Source organism: Oceanicaulis sp. (genome assembly GCF_965249665.1).
Lineage (GTDB): Bacteria > Pseudomonadota > Alphaproteobacteria > Caulobacterales > Maricaulaceae > Oceanicaulis.
Genome location: NZ_OZ252247.1, coordinates 1472816 through 1491471, shown reverse-complemented (window position 1 = coordinate 1491471; position 18656 = coordinate 1472816). Strand labels below are relative to the sequence as shown.

The 18656-nt window shown below is 62.0% G+C and carries 16 protein-coding genes and 1 tRNA gene; 8 read left to right on the top strand and 9 right to left on the bottom strand.

What is annotated here, in order from left to right:
• Positions 1-42: 42 nt before the first annotated feature.
• The 3 genes from ACP154_RS07150 to ACP154_RS07140 form a co-directional block, all read right to left on the bottom strand.
• Entirely contained in the window at positions 43-846 is an 804-nt protein-coding gene (locus tag ACP154_RS07150) for an inositol monophosphatase family protein (protein ID WP_421860450.1), read from the bottom strand.
• A gap of 28 nt (positions 847-874) precedes the next feature.
• Positions 875-1267: a helix-turn-helix domain-containing protein gene (locus ACP154_RS07145; protein WP_022700478.1), complete on the bottom strand. Its 393-nt coding sequence runs from the start codon at positions 1265-1267 to the stop codon at positions 875-877.
• Positions 1268-1436: 169 nt separating this feature from the next.
• Positions 1437-2309 (bottom strand): N-formylglutamate amidohydrolase, encoded by an 873-nt coding sequence (locus ACP154_RS07140; RefSeq protein WP_421860453.1) that lies wholly within the window; start codon positions 2307-2309, stop codon positions 1437-1439.
• 146 nt (positions 2310-2455) lie between these two features.
• Here ACP154_RS07140 and cpdR point away from each other — a divergent pair, with 146 nt between their 5' ends.
• Positions 2456-2824 (top strand): cell cycle two-component system response regulator CpdR, encoded by a 369-nt coding sequence (cpdR, locus tag ACP154_RS07135; protein ID WP_107712318.1) that lies wholly within the window; start codon positions 2456-2458, stop codon positions 2822-2824.
• 95 nt (positions 2825-2919) lie between these two features.
• Positions 2920-3579 carry a hypothetical protein gene (locus ACP154_RS07130; protein WP_421860456.1) on the top strand — a complete coding sequence of 220 codons (660 nt, stop codon included), beginning with the start codon at positions 2920-2922 and terminating at the stop codon, positions 3577-3579.
• 92 nt (positions 3580-3671) lie between these two features.
• Here ACP154_RS07130 and ACP154_RS07125 read toward each other — a convergent pair whose 3' ends face one another.
• Both ACP154_RS07125 and ACP154_RS07120 read right to left on the bottom strand, forming a co-directional pair.
• A complete protein-coding gene (locus ACP154_RS07125) occupies positions 3672-5585 on the bottom strand; it encodes an alpha/beta hydrolase family protein (RefSeq protein ID WP_421860459.1) in 1914 nt (637 codons plus the stop codon).
• 169 nt (positions 5586-5754) lie between these two features.
• On the bottom strand, positions 5755-8832 hold the full coding sequence (locus ACP154_RS07120) for a TonB-dependent receptor domain-containing protein (RefSeq protein ID WP_421861383.1): 3078 nt from the start codon (positions 8830-8832) through the stop codon (positions 5755-5757).
• 342 nt (positions 8833-9174) lie between these two features.
• On the opposite strand from ACP154_RS07120, the gene ACP154_RS07115 reads away from it, so the two are divergent.
• A tRNA-Val gene (locus tag ACP154_RS07115) sits at positions 9175-9251 on the top strand.
• Between the two features lie 113 nt (positions 9252-9364).
• Here ACP154_RS07115 and ACP154_RS07110 read toward each other — a convergent pair.
• From ACP154_RS07110 to motA, 3 genes are all read right to left on the bottom strand, one after another.
• Positions 9365-10219 carry a WecB/TagA/CpsF family glycosyltransferase gene (locus tag ACP154_RS07110; RefSeq protein WP_107712314.1) on the bottom strand — a complete coding sequence of 285 codons (855 nt, stop codon included), beginning with the start codon at positions 10217-10219 and terminating at the stop codon, positions 9365-9367.
• Between the two features lie 383 nt (positions 10220-10602).
• Positions 10603-12504, bottom strand: a complete 1902-nt coding sequence (gene mnmD / locus ACP154_RS07105) for a tRNA (5-methylaminomethyl-2-thiouridine)(34)-methyltransferase MnmD (protein WP_421860464.1) — start codon at positions 12502-12504, stop codon at positions 10603-10605.
• A 70-nt stretch (positions 12505-12574) separates the two neighbouring features.
• Positions 12575-13441, bottom strand: a complete 867-nt coding sequence (gene motA / locus ACP154_RS07100; protein ID WP_107712312.1) for a flagellar motor stator protein MotA — start codon at positions 13439-13441, stop codon at positions 12575-12577.
• Positions 13442-13658: 217 nt separating this feature from the next.
• On the opposite strand from motA, the gene ACP154_RS07095 reads away from it, so the two are divergent.
• Entirely contained in the window at positions 13659-14945 is a 1287-nt protein-coding gene (locus tag ACP154_RS07095; RefSeq protein WP_421860467.1) for an MFS transporter, read from the top strand.
• A 3-nt stretch (positions 14946-14948) separates the two neighbouring features.
• Here ACP154_RS07095 and ACP154_RS07090 read toward each other — a convergent pair whose 3' ends face one another.
• Entirely contained in the window at positions 14949-16157 is a 1209-nt protein-coding gene (locus tag ACP154_RS07090) for a lytic murein transglycosylase (protein ID WP_421860470.1), read from the bottom strand.
• Between the two features lie 177 nt (positions 16158-16334).
• On the opposite strand from ACP154_RS07090, the gene ykgO reads away from it, so the two are divergent.
• The 4 genes from ykgO (at position 16335) to ACP154_RS07070 (ending at position 18596) form a co-directional block, all read left to right on the top strand.
• Positions 16335-16460 (top strand): type B 50S ribosomal protein L36, encoded by a 126-nt coding sequence (gene ykgO / locus ACP154_RS07085; protein WP_009801967.1) that lies wholly within the window; start codon positions 16335-16337, stop codon positions 16458-16460.
• A gap of 6 nt (positions 16461-16466) precedes the next feature.
• Positions 16467-17072: an HAD family hydrolase gene (locus ACP154_RS07080; RefSeq protein WP_421860473.1), complete on the top strand. Its 606-nt coding sequence runs from the start codon at positions 16467-16469 to the stop codon at positions 17070-17072.
• A 68-nt stretch (positions 17073-17140) separates the two neighbouring features.
• Positions 17141-17719 carry a hypothetical protein gene (locus ACP154_RS07075; RefSeq protein WP_421860474.1) on the top strand — a complete coding sequence of 193 codons (579 nt, stop codon included), beginning with the start codon at positions 17141-17143 and terminating at the stop codon, positions 17717-17719.
• 37 nt (positions 17720-17756) lie between these two features.
• Positions 17757-18596, top strand: a complete 840-nt coding sequence (locus tag ACP154_RS07070; RefSeq protein WP_421860477.1) for an alpha/beta fold hydrolase — start codon at positions 17757-17759, stop codon at positions 18594-18596.
• The last annotated feature ends 60 nt before the right edge of the window (positions 18597-18656 follow it).

The window sequence follows — 18656 nt, the reverse complement described above, 5'->3', positions numbered from 1 at the left end:
GCCGACCCGGAGCCGTCCGGGTCGGCGTTTTCTTTTGACCGATCAGAGCGCCGCGCTGGCGAGTTGATCAAGCGCTTGGGCATGCAATGCCGGGTTGGCGGCTGCGATCAGCTGCCCGCCCTCGTGGGCCGGCCCGCCCCGCCAATTGGTGATGACGCCGCCAGCCCCACGGACCACGGGAATGAGCGCGCCCACATCCCAGGGCTTGAGCCCGCTCTCAATGACCAGGTCCACGCCGCCCAATGCAAGCGCTGCGTAGCCATAAGCATCCAGCCCATAGCGGCGCACCTTGGCGCTTTGAGCGATGCGCGCGAACGCTTCCGCTTCTGCGCCGCCGAACAATCCCGGATCCGTGGTTGAGACGATCGCGTCCTCAACGCGCAACACGGTGTCGCGCGTCCGCAAGCGCTCGCGCCCGCTTTCACGCTCAAACCAGGCGCCGACGCCGCAGACTCCTGTGAAACGCTCGCCGGTGAACGGCTGATCAATAATGGAGAGGAGCGGCCCGTCGGGCCCGTACAGCGCGATCAGCACACACCAGGTCGGCAGCCCCGCAATAAAGGCGCGCGTCCCGTCTATGGGATCCACGACCCAAGTGCGCCCCGAACGACTGGGCGTTTGCGCCTGCTCTTCGCCCAAAACCCCGTCCTCAGGACGCAAATGACCGAGCAAGGCGCGCATACGCGCCTCGATCAATCGGTCCGCTTCCGTGACAGGATCAAATTCGGCTGCAGGTTTAGCATCGACGCTCAATCCGGAGCGAAAGTGGAGCAGCGCGATAGGGCGCGCGGCGTCCGCCAATTGAGCAGCGACCGCCAGCTCCGCTTCCAAATCCAGATCAGGCATCAGTCTCTCAGCTTAAGAAGGTCTGAGATTACGCAGCGCTTTCACCCCGGGCATCGGGGTCCAAAGACCGCGCCAGCTCGAGCAGGCGACGGCGGGGACGTTCGTTGAGCTTGTAATAAGCCCGAACGAGATCCAGCGTTTCTTTTTGCGACAAAACATCGGCCGCAACGTTCTCGCCTTCCGGCGCCGCAGATTCTCCAGACCCTTGCAGGCCTTCGTAAAAATATTGCACGGGCACGTCGAGCGCTTCAGCAAGCTCGAACAGGCGCGATGCGCTGACGCGGTTGGCGCCGCTTTCATATTTCTGAATTTGTTGAAAGCGAATGCCGACAGACTGCGCAAGCTGTTGTTGCGTCAGCCCCAACAGACGACGACGGCGGCGGATGCGCTTTCCAACATGATGGTCAATGGCGTTGGTCATTGTGAAAACCCTCGATCAAACTTTTGAGTTGCGACTCCCCCGTCATCACCGCAACACGACACTTCAATGACGTTTGAGATATGGCACACTCATCTTCGCGTAGCAAGTGAACACAACAGCACAAATCTACTTAGAGGAAACATGTTTGAAATATGCTTTCCCAAACACTTCACTCTGCGACAAGTCTACCTGTGTATTCTGTGTAAACCATAGACTTGGTCCAATTAACCAAACGCTCTCTCAGACTATCCATATGCGCAGACGGCCGAACTTCCACCTCTCGCAAATACAATCCGCGATTGATTTCCAGTTGCATGACGTGAACGCCATTCACCGGATCTCCATAATGCTCGGTCGTATACCCTCCCGCATACGGACGGTTCCGGGTTACCGTAAACCCCAGATCTTTAAAATGCGATTCTGCATGGTTGACGAGGTTTCGCCCACAAGACGCTCCGAACCGGTCACCGAGAACCATATCGGCCCCGCGGGCGCTGGACGACGGCATGGAATGGCAATCGATCACGACCGCATATCCGAATTGCTCTATCGCTGCGTTTATCTCTGCTTTGAGTGCAGCATGATAAGGGCGATAATATTGTTCGATCCTGCGACGCCCTTCTGCATAGGCGATCAATCCGGGATGAATGCAACGCCCGTCTGCGGCCAGCCGCGGCACCACGCCCAGCCCGGCCGAGGTGCGCGCATTGGGTGCGCTGAACCCCTGCTCTGGCGCAGCATCAAACAAGCGGGCATCCAATTCGTCCGGCCCTCGATTGGGATCAACAAAGGCCCGCGCAAAAATCGCCTCGACAAAACTCGCGCCCAGAGTCGGGACGTGCGAGAATAACATGTCGACATACGCGTCCTCTGACCGGCGCAACACCGATACAGGCGCACACGCCTGGTCCAGAAAGTCTGTTTCATAGCAGCGACCGGAATGCGGTGAGGCGAAGATGAACGGCGATGTCCGCACCTCTGGCGCATGAACCAGAACCGGTTCATCTATCGGGGCAATCTTATAATCTGAAACAGAATGCATGGATCAATTGTGATCGGTGTACGGGCCAGGTCAATGAGACATACGGCCCACTGAGAAAAAAGCTGAGCGTCTTATCCTGCGTTCAGTGGACTTTTACGAGTTCGGTATAAGCTCGGCGCTGGTGGATAACAAACAAGGGGGCGGCGATGGCCCGCATTCTGCTCGCAGAAGACGACGATTCCATGCGTGACTTCCTGGCCAAGGCGCTCAATCGCGCGGGCCATGAAGTGGACGCCGTGGCTGATGGCGAGGAAGGCCTGGATGCGCTGGGCGAAGCCCCGGGCGCGTATGAATTGCTGCTCACAGACATCGTCATGCCTGGCGTTGACGGGATCGAGCTGGCGCGGCGCGCCGCGCAAATCGACACCGGACTGAAAATCATGTTCATCACGGGCTTTGCGGCCGTGGCGCTTAATGCCGGCGAAGCCGCGCCCAACCAGGCGAAAGTGCTCTCCAAGCCCTTCCATCTGCGTGACCTCGTGGACGAAGTCGCCAAGGTGATGGCGGCGGCGTAAGTCCGTCACGTTTCAGTTCTGTCAGAGCATGACGCTGGCCTCTGATACGGTGTCGGCGCTAAACTCGCGCAATCATGCGAGTTAGGAGTCACACAATGCGTCTATCGACGATACTTGCTTGCGCGGCCAGCGCGGGCGCGGTCGCAACCGCTTCACCTTCGGCGTCACACGCACAGACCCCGGATCTGAACGCGATTATCGCCTGCAGCACCATTCAGGATGACGAGGAACGACTGGCTTGCTTTGATGCGACGGTGGCGCCATTGACTGAAAACGCCGAAGATCTGGTGGTCGTCAATCGCACTCAGGTGGAGGCCGTGGAGCAAGATGGCTTTGGCCTAGAATTGCCCAGCCTGCCCAATCTATCACTGTCCTTGTTTGGTCGAGGCGGTGAAAGAGGATTGGAAGACAGCAGCGCCGACTCCGCAGAGATGACCCGCTCCACCCCTCAAGCGACTCGCAACGCCGCTGCATCAGAACCGCGCGTCTCCGAGGTTTTGGAGCGCAATAATGGCGGTGAAATCGAAGTGATCAGACTGCAGCTGACCGACATCAGGCGCCGCGGTTATGATGACGTCTTCTTTGTCATGGCCAATGGCCAAGTCTGGGAACATGTGGGCGGGCCCAATCTGAGACGCGACCCCAATTTCAACCGTGGACCGGTCTTTGTGGAAATTCGGCGCGCCAGCATGGGCAGCTATCTTTTGCGCGTGGATGGCAGCGGCGCCGCCTATCGCGTGGTTCGGCGGGATTAAGACCGACGGACTCGGCTGAAACACGTTGAAAGAAAAAAGGGGTAAGGCGGATCGCCTTACCCCTTTTGACTGATGCGCGTGCGTCTAGCCGCCTAGAAGCCGCACTTGGTTTCAAAGAACTCGAACAGTTCCGGCATCCACTGCATGTTGTCTTCAAACGTGCGCGGACTGTGGCCCATGTCCTCGATCTCGACATAGCTGATGTCCACACCAGCGGCCTCTGCGCCGCTCACCCAGCGGCGGCTGTGCTCAACCGGCACGGTGGTGTCATAATCACCGTGGACGATGAACATCGGACGCTCCACGCGATCCACCAGCTCAATCGGGTTCACCCCGTCAATGGTGGGCTGCTGGAACTCGCGCAGGAAACGGCTGCCCGACAGACCGCCACGAATGCGACGGATATCCGCCACGCCAGCGCCGGCGGCGATACAGTTGAATTGCGAATTGGGACGGGTCGCCGCCGCAAACGCGCTGTACCCGCCGTAAGACCAGCCGAAGAAGCCCAATTTCTCGGGATCGGCGATGCCTTCCTGGATCAGGGCCTGGACGCCGTCTTCGACATCGTCCTGCATGCTCAGCCCCCACTGGCGGTCACCTGCAATCCAGTGCGCCTTGCCCAGCATACGGGACCCGCGATAATTCGGCTGGAACACCGCCCAGCCGCGATTGGCGAGCATTTGGGCCCATCTGTCATAGCCCAGATAATCACGCACCCAAGGGCCGCCATGCGGCATGGCGATCAGAGGATGCGGCCCCTCGCCGTCGGGCACCGTCACATAGCCGCTCATCGGCATGCCGTCGCGCGCCTCGTATTCCACGAGATAGCTGGGTGACAGCGCGTCTGCGGGCAAATCGGCGTTGCGGCCGATCAGGCGCGCCACGCGCCCGTCCCGCAACAGATACCATGTACCCGGGTCTTGCGGCCCGGAGGTGTACAACAGCACGGTGCCGCCATCTTCCGAATAGCGGACAATCTGGACAGACCGTCCCGGGAAGGCATCGCTCAGGCCAGCGTACAGCGCGCCAAATTCCTGGTCGATATAGTATTGCTGGATCCCTTCCAGATCCGCATAGCGGTAGCCCACCACACGCGAACCGTCAGATGCGCGAGGCGACAAGATGGCGCTGACCGCATCATAGTCCGGCGTCCGGAACAGCAGTTCACGATCACCAGAGGTGATGTCCTGTTCGTAGATACCGACCGTGTTCTCGCCCGGTTCATCCGCTACGATCAGCGCCGTATTGGGGCGATCAGGGTCGTAAAAGCCCAGAAGGCCGAAGCGGTCCCGATTTGCGGCGTCAAGCGCGCCGATCTCACGCCAGTCATCGTCCGCCCCGGTACGCGCCAGTGTAATGACCCGATTGGCGGCTGCGTCATACTCGGTCGCGCCCCGCACTTCACCCTGACGGTCCACAATGAGATCGTCAAATCGGCTATTGCCCCGGAACACCAGTTCACGCGCGCCCGTGGCGACATTCGTACGATAAAGATTCGGGCTCTGTCCCCGTTCTTCTGTATGCGCGACCAAAATATGGTCAGGGTCATCAATTAACTGACTCTGGACACGACCCACGCCCAGTTGCGCCATCATGTTGGACGCATTGCTGCGAATGTCACGACCGCCAATGCGGACCATGCTGCGCCAGCTTTGCTCTTCTACATCGAAAGACAGCACGCGAGGCAGATAAACCGGACGTCCCGTCTGAGACAGCTCGACGATCATCGACACGATCAAATAGCGGTCATTCGCCCAAAACACGTTCGTGGGCGTCAGCCCTTCTTCCACGGCGATCGCCTGCAGGCTGCCGCTCAGATTGTCCGCGTCAAAGAGCAACAACTCCGGATCGCCCGCTTGAGAGCGGCGCATCAGCATGGCGATGCGCTCGGCGTTCGGAGACATGTCAACGGCGGTGACCTGATCTCTGTCCGCCCAGACCTCAACGGCGACTTCTTGCGGTTGCGCCCAGCTGGCGCCGCCGCTTACAGCGAATGCGAGCAGCACTAGAAGCTTCTTAATCACACGACTCCCCATCATTTTCATCCTTGGCAGATTTTCACAAAGTGTTCCGGAGCACCGGAAAACTGTCAAACGTTAGTGCGAGCAAATTGGGAAAAAAAACGCCCCGCGTCAGTGACGCGGGGCGTTTCCTGATCCCGTTAGGGACCCGCTTTTAGAACTGCTTGGACACGTTCACGAAGAACGTCCGACCAGCCAGGTCGTAACCGGAGCCACGAACGGAGTTCACATTGGTCTGAACGAAAGGCGCTTCGTCCAGAACGTTGTTCACACCCGCGCGGATCGCCCATGTGTCGTAAGCGTAGGACACGGACATGTCGTGCACCCAGTACTCCGGAGAGTCTTCAAGGATCACGCAAGGACCGTCACCAGCCTGGATACACGGGTTGAAGCTCGACGTCGTCGTATCTTCCGGATCATCATTGTCTTCGATGAACGAGGAGATGTAACGGGTCTGCCACAGGAAGCGCCAGTCCTGGAAGCCCAGGATATGGGTCAGGCTCGCGCGATATTCCGGGTTGCCGTACTCGGTCAGATCGTCATCGATGCTGACGCCGGTGGCCAGGAACTCTTCTTCCGTTTGGGTCAGCATCTGAGTGCCGCGGAAGATGGCGTCGTAGCGCAGGCCGGATTCGAACCAAGGCACATTGAAGTCGAGACCAAACTCGACGTTCAGGTCAACGCCTTCAGAGATCTGCTCACCGAGGTTCTGGTTCAGCGCTTCAACGAAGGTGATCTCACCCGAAGACGGCGAACGCGTGATGAACGCACACTGCGGATCGGCGAGATTATTGTCGTTGTAGCAACGGCTCACGATGGTCGCAGCGGTCAGCTGATCGACTTCACCATCCACAGCGATCTCGAAGTAGGTCGAGGTCAGACGCAGATCGAAGCTGTCGAACCAGGGCTGCTCCATCACGAAGCCAACCGTCAGCGCTTCAGAGGTTTCCGCGTCAAGATTCGGGTTGGAGCCCGAAGCCACTTGAGTCGGAGACCCGAGGAAGGTCACGGTCGGAGTGCCCAGACCCGCAGTGCCCAGCGTGAACGGATCGGTGCCCGGCAGGTTGAACGGCCCGCCGCCATTGATGCAGTTCTGGATCACAGACGCTTCGCGGGTGTCCAGGCTCGGGTCGTACTGACGCTGATCCGGAGTGGTCGGGTCGTTGTCATGATCGACGAACGGCAGCGCGGTGCCCGGCACGCGGCACGGGTCGTTCGGGTTGCCGAAGCCTTGCACGCGACCACCGAACTGTTCGTTCAGGTTCGGCGCGCGGAAGGACGTGCCGAAGGTGGAGCGGAAACGCAGCCAGTCATTCGGGGCGTACAGGCCCTGAATACGATAGGTGATGTACGAACCGAACTCGGATTCCTGAGTCCAGCGCGCCGCCAGGTTGAAGGACAGCTCTTCAGCGAAGTCGAGACCGGCCAGAACCGGAATCTCGGTCTCGGCGAACGCTTCCATCAGGTTACGCTGACCGTTGGAACCCGGGTCACCAAAGAAGCCGAAGAAGTCGCCAGCTGCCGCCAGAGCATCGGTGTCGGTGGTGATGGAGTCTTCGCGGTACTCGTAACCCAGAACCAGGCTGGCAGGGCCGGCCGGCAGGTTGATCAGGTCACCGGCGACGTAACCGGTGTAGATGTTCTGCTCAACAGCGGTGTTGGAGATACGGTTCGGGAAGAAGTAGTCGTTATCCGCCTCGTCAGCGAAACGACCGGTCGTCAGGAAGGTCTCGTTGAAGAAGTCAAGCGGACGACAGATGACCTGCTGGCCTTCGTTCGGCACGCCGCGCGGATCACAGACAGCCTGACCGCCGACAATCTGGGTGTTGGCGATGGTCTGCTCGAAACGCGGGTAGTGATAAACGCCTTCGACGCGGTCAAAGCCGGACGAACGCGAATGGCTGATATACGCGTCCCAGGTCCAGTTGTTGAGGGTGCCCAGACCGTTCAGGAACGGCAGTTCGCCGCGCAGACCACCAATGAGGCGGGTCTGAGCCACGACGGTGTCGGTCTCAATCTGAGAGCTGTAGTACAGCGTGGCGTCACGGCCGAACTGGTTCAGCGCATAAGACGCCGGCAGACGGACACGGCCCTGGCCCGAGGTACGGGTGGTGGTGTCACGCTCGCTGAAGGACGCTTCGAAATAGGCGGTGATGTTGCCGTAGCCGCCCAGCTCGTATTCACCGGAGGAATACAGGGTCAGACGTTCGAAGTCCGGCGCGCGAACCGCGTCCAGTTCTTCCGGCCACAGCAGCAGGGCCTGACCGTTGACGCTGCCCGGGGTGAGCAGATCGGACGTGATCGGAATACGGAAGAAACCGTTCGGAAGACCGGCTTCAGTGCGGCCCGGCTCATAGCCGACAAAGCCGATGCCGGCGACGGAGCCGGAGCCGGCGCCGAAGGAGCCGCCGCAGGACTCGTAACGCTGGCCGGATGCGCCGGTTGCGTAAGACGAGATACAGTCACCGGCGAAGGGTTCCCAGAAAGAACCGAACTGGCGGTTGGTGAAACCGTCGGTTTCGGAATATTCAGCGGCGAAGCCGATGAAGCCGCGATCCGAGGTCACGCCCAGCGTGCCCGAATAGACCTGCTGACGGCCGCCGTCGCCGGACATTTCCGGGTCGGTGTAGAAGGCGTCGAGGGTCAGACCGTCGAAGTTGTCTTTCAGGATGTAGTTGACCACGCCGGCCACGGCGTCGGAGCCGTAAACCGAAGACGCGCCGTCAACCAGCACTTCAACGCGCGAGATCAAGGAACCCGGGATCAGGTTCAGGTCCGGCGCGCTCGGTGCGCCACGCACGCCAGCCGGAGCCAGACGACGGCCGTTCACCAGAACCAGGGTGCGCCCGGCGCCTTGGCCGCGCAGGTTGGCGGTCGCCGAACCCGGACCGTTGTCAGACAGGATGCCGCCGGACGTGGACAGGCCGGTGGTGATCTGCTGGCCGGTGACCACAGTGGTCTGAGCCAGAAGGTCAGCGGCGTCAACCAGACCCAGATCACGGGCGATTTCGCCGTCAATCACCTGGATCGGAGAGGCCGAGCTGAATTCATCCCGTGCAATACGCGAACCCGTGACGACAACTCGGTCACTGGAGGACCGAGCTTCTTCTTCCTGCTCAGTCGTTTGTTCCGGCTCGTCCGTTTCTTGTGCGAAAACCGGTGCGCCGCCCATGGTCAGCGCCGCAACGCCAGCCAGAACGGTCGAGCGCAAAAGGCGCTCTTTGTTAGTCATGCTCACGATCGTTCCCCTTCGGATTTGATCCCCCGCCGCGATTAAAGCAGGGACGGTACGCGCTATTTTTATGCGCTTGTTCAGTTTTCTAAAACAGGAATGCCGAGGCTCAAAGGCCTGGATCACAGATTTGACACACTTTGGAAACGCTTTCGCCATGCATGTTGCTTTTTTGCAATGTCTGTCGAATGGCTGAGCCGAGCATCAGCGTCGGCTTCAAAGAAAGCTGCAAAACATTTGGCCACCGGCAGCCTTGCCAATTGACACCGGCAAGCCCGCCGACTTATTACGCGTCCTCTCTCGACGCCCCTCGGGCGCAAGAGACCTATGGCGAGCCATAGCGGGCGCGTAGCTCAGTTGGTTAGAGCACTACGTTGACATCGTAGGGGTCACAAGTTCGAATCTTGTCGCGCCCACCATTCCCTACACCCTGAAAGCAGGCATGCCCCACCGATCGCTTGGCCCTTGGCCGGGTGTGAGCGTGCGCGACGCGCACTGCGTCACCGATTGCGATCAAACCCGGGACGGTGTGTCAGAGCTGATCAAACAGGCGTTGCTCCAGCGCGCTGACGCGCTGACGATCCCGGCGCCAGCGCCACCACAAAACCAGAATGCGCGACCCATCCACCAGATAGCGCTTCCACATGCGGCGCGGCTGTTCAGCGAGACGAAACAGCCATTCCAGACGCAATGTCTGCAGCCATTTTGGCGCCCGCCGGGCCTTGCCCGACAAAAAGTCCAGCGATGCGCCCACACACAGGCCGAGACCTGTGCAATCGCCACGCTCGAGACAGGCTTCGGCCACCAGTTCTTGCTGGGGCGAGCCCACGCACAGGAAGGTGAAGCGCGCCGGGTTCTCAGCGACAAAGGCGGCGCACTCGGCAATCGCATCCGGCTTGTGGCGCAAATGCATCGGCGGCTCATGCCATCTGATGTCTGACAGGCCATACCGCGCCTTCAACCCGGCGATGACGCTTTCATCGCCGCCAATCACCACAATGGGTTCATCAGGCTTGATCACGCCCTCGAATAACGCGGCTGTGAGGTCTGCGCCGGTGGTGACGTCCAGCGCTTCACCCGACAGATCAGCGATCAGCTCCAGAACGCGACTGTCACACACTGTCAGCCAAGCCTGGGCATAGAGATGCGCCAGAACACTTTCGGTCTGGAGCCGCACCAGATGGTCGACATTCGGCGTGACCACAAAGGCGAACGGGTCACGCGCGGGACGCTCGGCGACTCGCTGGAGCGCAGTGTCAAACCCGATCCGGTCAAATGCGGCGTTCAGGAACCAGACATGACGCGCGCCGCGACGGCGGTCATCTCCGGTCCAAGGCAGGCCAGACGAGAGTGCGGCGAGCTTTTTGGGATCAAGATGGGCGGTCATGCGTGTCGAAATGCTCCAGCCAGAGATGCTTTGGCTGATGACCAGCAAGTTCAATGCCGTACGCAAGAGTCCTGTCGTTTGCAGAGTCCAGGCCGCATCCAAACCCTCGCTTGACTGCATCTAACCCACACCTTGCGCAGAAAGCTGAGAGAACGCCCGTGTCCCATTACGACCGCATCCTGGCTCTGACGGTGGGCTCCATAGCCGCCGGCGTGCTGGTGGCGGGCGGGCCCGCATCAGACCCCGTAGCCCGTCACCATCACCTGCAATTGCAGACCGGGCCGCTGACCGTGCAGCTGGGCGGGCCGGGTCTGGCGCGAATCGACACGGCGCCGAACTGTCTCGAGCAAGCCTGCCCCATGCTGTCCTTGTCGCTTGGAACCTCAGCTCCGGCGCAAGGCGCGCCAGAGCAGTCGCGCCGGATGCAGGCTTGCCAGCCCGGCGCGCTCCATCGGGGCGGGCTCATTGCAGAGCGCGCTGACGAGAGCCTCGGCGAGCAAGGGCGCATGTGCGAACCCGCGCGCCCCGAAGCCGCCTAGAACCATCAGCCCTGAAGCGTTCAGGTCTGTATGGGCGGGCGCAGGACCGCCTTTGGCGTGTGCGCGCCAGACCGCTTCGAACCCGGGCGGCGCGGCCGCGCCCGCCAGCGGCAGGCGGTCCGCGACGGCAGCTCGCACGCCCGACCACCCTGAAAGACGCGCGCCCAGTGTCACGGGGCCTCCCGGTGCGTCCTGCGCCAAGACCCGCAGCGCCGCTTCAGCGTCATCTTCCGTCTCCGGCTCGGCGCGTTTCACATGGGTTGCGCCCACCATCAACGCCTCGCCCAGCCGCGCCGCATAGCCGCCCCAGGCGGCCGGCGCGCGCAGATCAAAACGGCTCTCAAACAGGGCCAGCTGACCGGCGGACGGCTCCAACCCCAGTCCCATCGCGCTCAACAAGGCGTGTTGATCCCAACCGCCCGCCAGAATGACGCCGCTATAGGGGCCGAACGCCTGACCGCTTTCACTCTGCAAACGCCAACCGCCCGCCACAGGTTCAAGTCCGGTGATCCGCTGATCGTGTATCTCGGCATCCCTCGCCAGCGCCGGAACCAGACTCTCAGGCCGGATCTGACCGGCGCCGTCCATCCACAGCGCCCCCGTCCGCCCCCCAAGTCCGCACCGCGCTTGGGCGGCGTCGGCATCCAGGAATGAAAAGTCGTCATCCAGCGCCTCCGCCAGCTGGGCCAGACGCGCCGCGCCGGCCTCGTCCTTGGCCAGTCGCGCCACGCCTGTTGCTTCAAAGCCTTCAAACGCTCCAAACATGACGCGCGCATAGTCAAAAGCGGCCAGAAGGGCGCGGTTATGGGGCCGGTCAGACAGCTCCAGACGCGGCGTCAGAAGGCCGCGTGGCGCGCCCGATGCGCCAGACGCCCAGCCGCCTTTCGCGAACACGTCCACTGAGCGCCCTCGCAACCCGAACGCCCTGACCAGGCTCGCGGCCGCCACGCCGCCGCCAATGATGGCGATCGGGCCAGGGATGGGCGCGGGATCGGGAAACGGCGTCGGCGCAATCGCGGGATGGTCCCCTGTGAAGATCGCTTCCAAGCGTTCGCGCTTGCGACCGAAGCCCGGTTTTTTCTCAACGCTGAACCCTGCCGCCGCCAACCCGCGGCGCACCGCGCCCGCCACGGTGAAGGTGACCGCGGGCGCATCTTTCGCGCTCAACCGCGCCAGCTCTGAGAACAGATTTTCGGACCACATGTCCGGGTTCTTGGCGGGCGCAAATCCGTCCAGAAACCAGGCGTCCGCTTCAAACGCCATGTTCGGCAAGGCCGTCTCAGCCAGATCATGAAACACGGTCAGCATGACGCGTCCGTTTTCAAAGACCCGCCGGTGGGCGCCTTTGTGCGGACTGGGCCAGACTTGGGTGAGCTGATTACTCAAGGTTTGCAATTCGGGGAAAGCCGAGAGCGCCCGCTCGGCGTCGGACTGGCGCAGGGGGAAGCCTTCAACGCTGATGAAGTGAAGTCGCGCGCGCGCTGGCGCGGTCTTCACAAACAGATCCCAGAGCGCCAGAAAATTGAGGCCGGTGCCAAACCCGAGCTCCGCCACGACCGTCGGTCGGTCAGCCCGGAACCGCTCAGGAAACCCCGCCGCTTGCAAGAAGACCGAGCGGGTTTCCGCCAGCCCGTCTTCAGCGGAGAAATAGACATCGCCCGCATCCACAGCCACCGGGCCGGTTTCGGCCCAGTTGAGCGCGGCATGGGGGCGCTTGAGCGGATAAGGATCGTTCGCTTCAGTCATGACAACGCCCGCCATGGCCAAAGACCAGGGCGGGCGCAAGGGGAAATGTCTCTATGCACGCCTTGAGGCGTTAGATCGTCGGTGCGTTAGAGCTCGCCTCTTCAAGCTCTGCAAAGCTCGGCTGGAAGCTGCTCGGCACATTCCCGCGCCCGATCTCAACGGAGATCTGGGCTGCGTTGCCGTGCAGGTGCGCCACCAGCACCGCCTGAATGATCTTGTAGAACGCGCCCTCTTCTTCATAAATCTCGTTGAGGCGCGCCGCGAAGGGACCGACCAGGCCATAGGCCAGGAACACGCCCAGGAAGGTGCCCACCAGGGCCGAGCCGATTTTGGCGCCCAGCACGGTCGGCGGCGAGTCGATCGCGCCCATGGTCTTGATGATGCCCAGCACCGCCGCCACGATCCCCAGCGCCGGCAGGCCGTCAGCCATGGTTTGCAGCGCATGGGCCGGCGTCGCGGCCTCGTGGTGATGCTTCTCGAGCTGTTTTTCCATCGCGTCTTCAACCTGGTGCGGGTCTTCCAGGTTCATCGTCATCATCCGCAGCGTGTCGCAGATGAAATCGATGGCGAAATGGTCTTTCATGATTTTCGGATAGGCGGAGAAGATCGAGCTGTCGTGCGGGTTCTCGATATGAGATTCCAGCGCGATCACGCCTTTTGTCTTCATGGTCTTGGTCAGCTGAAACAGCAGCGTCAGCAGGTCCATATAGTCCTGCTTGCCCCATTTGGGCCCAGAAATCAGCTTGGCGAAGTCGCCGCCCGTCTTCGTCACTGTTCCGAATGAATTGCCGATCAGGAAGGCGCCGACCGCCGCGCCGCCGATCATCATCAACTCGAACGGCAGCGCCTTGATGATGATGTCGAAGCTGCCGCCCGCAAGCGTAAAGCCGCCAAACACCATGCCGAACACGACAACAATGCCGATAATCTGAAACATACCCACCACCCGTTCTAGGTTCGTTGAGGACCCGGCGGCTCCTGCCGCTCTGTCGCCTTCAACGTCCGATTTCGGGACGGTTATACGCGCTGATGCTTAAAGCTCGGTTTGCGTGCTGTTAGGAGCTGGGAAAGACTCTTCTCCTGAACCCACGCATAACGGCCCTGCTTGCATGGTGATGGACCTTGTGAGGGGGCAGGCGTATGTCTGTAGCCACATGACCCCTTTCTATGATCCCGCCAATCCCTCGAGTGAGCAGACGCGCAGGCGCGCCTTTCGGCTGTTGTTTTTATGCCTGATCGCGACCTCCATCGGCAATTCCATGCTGTTCGCCATCCTGCCGCCGCTGGCGCGGGACCTTCAGGTGGACGAGGTATTCGTCGGCGCGATCTACACGGTGTCCGCACTTCTTTTTCTGATCATGAGCCCGGTCTGGGGCGCCTTGTCGGACCGCCACGGTCGACGCCCGCTGATTGTGTTTGGATTATCCGCCTTCGCCAGCTCCTGCCTCGTCTTTGCCGGGGGCGCCTGGGCGGGTCAGGTGGGGCTGTTGCCGCCCATGGCGGCGATCATCGCCATGGCCATGGCGCGCTCGATCTTCGGCGGGCTGGGATCGGCGACGAACCCGGCGGCGCAAGCCTATGTGGCCGACCGCACCGATCCCTCCCAGCGCACCCGCGCCTTGGCGAGCCTGACGGCGGCGTTTGGCCTGGGGACCGTGATCGGGCCGGCGCTGGCGGGCTTTTTCTCCCACCGCATCGGCATTTCCACCTTCATGGTGCTGGTGGCGATCATGGTGGGGATTGCGGCGGTGTGTGTGCGCCTGTTCCTGCCGGAACAAACCCCGCCCAAGAAAAAAGGGCGTCCGATCAATCCGCTGGTCCAGTTCAAATTCGCAGCTGACCCGCGCCTGACCGCCTTCATGATCTATGGCTGCGCCATGTGGATGGCTCAGGCGGCGAGCCTGCAATCGCTGAGCTTTTACATCATGGACCGGCTGGATATGGACGCGGCGGGCGGGCTGCAGCTGGGCTCCATTGCTCTGACGGCAGGCGCGGCGGGGCTGATTTTCGCCCAGCTGGTGGTGATCCCGCTGCTGAACACCAGCCCGCGCGTTCTGATGGCGATCGGCGCGGTGATGGTGGTCTTGGGCAATGTCACCATGGTCTTTGCGCCCGATTATCTGGTCATCGTGATCGGCTATGTGTTCAACAGTTTCGGCTTCGGCCTCGCCCGCTCAGGCTTCACCGCCGGGGCTTCGTTGGCAGTCGAGCCTGAAGAACAGGGGCGCGCGGCGGGGCTGACCACCGCGACGGCGGGCGTGGGCTTCATGATCGCCCCGATCACCGGACTGTGGCTTTATCAAAGCGTCGCGCCGGCCGCCCCGTTCGAGCTGAATGCCGCGCTGGCCGTGGTCGGCTTCGCGCTGGCGCTGCTGCATCCCAGGGTGCGCGCGGCGACGGCGGCGCTGACCCCGACAGTCGAGGACACGCCGCCCGCCTAGAGTTTAGCGCGCCCGCGCCATGACCGCTTCATAGGCCAGCTGACCAGCATAACCGTCCGGCGTCATGCCGTTGGCGGCCTGAAAGGATTTCAGCGCCCGGCGGCTGTTCGCTCCGAAAATGCCGTCCACCCCGCGTGTGTCATGGCCAAGATCGGTTAATGTCTGCTGCAATTGGCGTGACTGGGTGCGGTTGATCGGCGGATTGTCTTCCGGCCAGCCGTCCGGCAGCGCGTCCAGCCCTGCCAGGCGCTTGGCCAGATACCCGACCCCCAGCGCATAAGCGGTGGAATTATTGTAGCGCATCAGGGCGTCAAAGTTTGAAAACGCCATAAAGGCCGGACCTTGCGCGCCTGACGGCAGCACGATGCGGGCGGGACGATACAAATCATCCGGACTCCATTCGCCCTGAACCGGCCGCACGCCCTCCATCGCCCAAGCAGAAACCGCGCGGCGGTCGCGCTCCTCCCAGCTGGCGAAATCAAACGCGTCGGGCAGCGTCACTTCCATCACCACCGGCGCATCGGTTTCCCATCCTGCGCGAGCCAGGAGGTTCGCCGCCGAGCCCAAGGCGTCCGCTTCGGTCGTCCAGATGTCGCGATGGCCGTCGCCATGCATGTCCACGGCGCGCTCCAGATAGGTGGTGGGGATGAACTGGGTCTGGCCCATGGCTCCGGCCCAACTGCCCAGGAGCTGGTCACGCTCTGCATAGCCGCGTTCGAGCATGTCCGAGACCGCCAGCAGCTGATTTTCGGCGAACTGGCGGCGACGGCCCTCCCAGGCGAGGGTCGCCAGCGAACGCACGATGTCGAAATCCCCCATGATGACGCCATAGGCGCTTTCCAGCCCCCAGATGGCGGTGAGAATGTCTGCATCGACGCCGAACTGCGCCTCAACCTGATCAAGCGCTTCGCGATGGCGCGCCTGGGCGCTCAGCCCGTTCTGCGTGCGCGCGTCGGACGCGGCGCCGTTGAGATAGACCCAGACCGGACGCACAAATTCAGGCTGGGAGCGGTCGCGGTCAATGATGCGCGAATCAGGCTCTAGCCCGTCCATCATGATCGCGATTGTGGAAGGCTCTGCGCCATGCTCGGCCAGGCGCTGACGAAAGCCGTCCGCCCAGTCCTCAAAGCTCATCTCTTGCGCGCCAGCGGCTGCGGTGATGAAAAGCGCCAGGGCCAGACCCAGGCCCTTGAACAGTGTGCTTCGCGTCATGATGATCCTGACATTATGCTTTCGCCCCTCGCCGAAGCTGTATGATAGCGCTGCTCGCACACACATGCGAGGCGCCAGAAGCGTTGACTCTGCTCTAAGCTTTGCGTAAATCCCGCCCTCCTGATTTTTCCGGGGGCCGTTTGCGTCCTCACTCGCAATTAAGCTAGGGCGACGACCATGAAAGTGCGCAGCTCCCTGAAGTCCTTGAAGAACCGCCACCGCGACTGCCAGGTCGTGCGTCGCCGCGGCAAGGTCTATGTGATCAACAAAACCGACCCGCGTTTCAAAGCCCGCGCCGGCTAGACAGCCGTGTCGCGCGCGGTTCTCTGGGACCTGGGTCATACCCTGGTCGACTGGGACCCGCGCCGGGTCTACAGAACGCTTATGCCTGACGACGCCGCCGTGGAGCAATTCCTCGGCGGTGTTTGTACGATGGCCTGGCACACCGAGCATGATCGCGGCGTGCCCATGGCGGACAACCGCAAGCCTTTGATCGAGGCGCATCCCGACAAGGCTGATCTGATCACGGCCTGGGAGACGCGCTGGCCGGACATGTTTGACGGCTGGATCACGGGCATGGAAGCGGTGGTCGACCGCCTGAACGCCCTGGGCGTGGCGCAATACGCCCTGACCAATCTGCCCGCTGAAAAATGGTCTCATATCCAAGAGACCTATCCCAAGATCGCCAATTTTGACGCTGTGGTGGTCTCGGGCGCCGAGAAGATGGTCAAACCCGATCCCCGTCTTTACCAGCTGACGATCAAGCGCATCCGCCATGCGCCTGAAGACGTGCTGTTCATTGATGACCGCGAGGACAATGTCCGCGCCGGGATCGAAGCCGGCTTCAAGGGTCATGTCTTCAAGGGCGCAGACGGCGCTGTCACAGCGCTCAAAGATCACGGCTTCGCGATCTAAGCGCTTGGCGTGGACTTTCTTTGCAGCCTGAGCTTGCTCGCACACTCAGCACGCTTATCCTCATCCCCATGTTGATCACCCTCTTCCTCACCCTCGCCCTGAGCGCGCCGCCCTTGGAGCTGGACCTCGCCGCCAGCGCTTCGGTCGAGCGACCGCATCAAAGCCTGCAGGAACGCCTGTCCGAGCGCCTGGACGCGCTCATGACAGCCGAGACTGAAGAGGCGGCGGCGGAGCTCGCCAGCGAAGTGCGCTCGCTGTGGCGGCAACAGGCCGGCCCGACCGCTGACCTTCTGTTGCAACGCGGGGCCGAGGCGCGAGCGATCGGCGACTTCAATACCGCCTGGCGCAGCTATGACCATTTGCGCACGCTGGAACCTGACTATGCGGAAGGCTGGGTTGTCTCCGCTGAACTCGCGATCGAAGAGACAGACTGGACTTTCGCGCTCGAGGCGCTGAACCAGGCCGTGACGCTGGATGCGCAGCGCTATGACGCCTGGGCGCTTCTGGGCCGGGCGCTGGAGCAAGCGCAGGCGCGTGAAGCGGCGATGGAAGCCTATCGCGAAGCCTTGAGCCTTTACCCGCTGCATCCCGCTGCTGGCCCCGCCCTGGCCCGGCTGGAGCGTGAGCTGGCCGGGCGCGCGCTCTAGCCGCTTAGATGCAAACCGACCGAATGAGGATAGCTTCATGACTGGCGGTTTCATCGACTTGGGCGGCGTCAAACTTCACCATCACATCACCGGACCTGAAAACGCTCCTGCGGTGCTGGTGCTCCACGGCGCGTCGACCTCCTATCTTGAGCCCTTCATGGCGCTGTCGACGGCTCTGGAAGCCTATCGCGTGATCTGGCTGGACCGACCCGGCCTGGGTTGGAGCGAGCGGCCGCCAGGCCCCTGGTCGCCAGGTCGCGAAGCGGAGCTGATCGAGCATTTCCTGACCGCGATCGGCGTGCCGCGGGTGACGGTTCTGGGTCATTCCTGGGGCGCCGCCATCGCCCTGCGCTTGTTGATGGATTTTCCCCAACGCACAGGCGGCGGCGTTCTGGTCAGCCCGGCGGCGCGCGCCTGGGTGGGCGAAGCGGCGGGCTATAACAAGATGACGGGCTGGCCGGTGATCGGCGCGTTGATCAGCCATGTGATCGCCCCTTTGCTCGGCCCCGGCCAATTGCCCAAGGGCGTCAAAAGCGCGTTTCATCCCGAGCCTGTCCCAACGGGCTATATCGAGACCGCCCGGCTCGACCGGCTATTTGCGCCCTCTGTCTGGAAAGCGAATGCGGCGGATATGGCGCGCGTCAACACGCATCTCGCCGAGCAGGAAACCCGCTATGGCGAGATCACCCAGCCGGTGATCCTGCTCGCCGGCCCCAAGGATACGGTGGTGCGCACCAGCCGTCACGCCGAGCCGGTCGCCAAGACCCTGCCCCGCGGTGAATTACGGCTGCTGCCGAAAGCGGGTCACAATCTGCACCATGCTTACTCTCACGAGGTCACGCAGGCGGTCACAGACGTGGTCGCGCGCAAACGCTGAAGCGCCCGCAGCGTCAGCGAGGATCGACGGAGCAAAAACGTACCCAAAGGGTTCGCAAGG

Bases quoted from the DNA above. Each gene is read 5' to 3' on its own strand.
- cpdR (WP_107712318.1), top strand. From the start codon at position 2,456: ATGGCCCGCATTCTGCTCGCAGAAGACGACGATTCCATGCGTGACTTC.
- ykgO (WP_009801967.1), top strand. From the start codon at position 16,335: ATGAAAGTGCGCAGCTCCCTGAAGTCCTTGAAGAACCGCCACCGCGAC.
- ACP154_RS07110 (WP_107712314.1), bottom strand. From the start codon at position 10,219: ATGACCGCCCATCTTGATCCCAAAAAGCTCGCCGCACTCTCGTCTGGC.
- ACP154_RS07140 (WP_421860453.1), bottom strand. From the start codon at position 2,309: ATGCATTCTGTTTCAGATTATAAGATTGCCCCGATAGATGAACCGGTT.
- ACP154_RS07095 (WP_421860467.1), top strand. From the start codon at position 13,659: ATGACCCCTTTCTATGATCCCGCCAATCCCTCGAGTGAGCAGACGCGC.
- ACP154_RS07150 (WP_421860450.1), bottom strand. From the start codon at position 846: ATGCCTGATCTGGATTTGGAAGCGGAGCTGGCGGTCGCTGCTCAATTG.
- ACP154_RS07075 (WP_421860474.1), top strand. From the start codon at position 17,141: ATGTTGATCACCCTCTTCCTCACCCTCGCCCTGAGCGCGCCGCCCTTG.
- ACP154_RS07120 (WP_421861383.1), bottom strand. From the start codon at position 8,832: ATGACTAACAAAGAGCGCCTTTTGCGCTCGACCGTTCTGGCTGGCGTT.
- ACP154_RS07090 (WP_421860470.1), bottom strand. From the start codon at position 16,157: ATGACGCGAAGCACACTGTTCAAGGGCCTGGGTCTGGCCCTGGCGCTT.
- ACP154_RS07145 (WP_022700478.1), bottom strand. From the start codon at position 1,267: ATGACCAACGCCATTGACCATCATGTTGGAAAGCGCATCCGCCGCCGT.
- ACP154_RS07130 (WP_421860456.1), top strand. From the start codon at position 2,920: ATGCGTCTATCGACGATACTTGCTTGCGCGGCCAGCGCGGGCGCGGTC.
- ACP154_RS07070 (WP_421860477.1), top strand. From the start codon at position 17,757: ATGACTGGCGGTTTCATCGACTTGGGCGGCGTCAAACTTCACCATCAC.
- mnmD (WP_421860464.1), bottom strand. From the start codon at position 12,504: ATGACTGAAGCGAACGATCCTTATCCGCTCAAGCGCCCCCATGCCGCG.
- motA (WP_107712312.1), bottom strand. From the start codon at position 13,441: ATGTTTCAGATTATCGGCATTGTTGTCGTGTTCGGCATGGTGTTTGGC.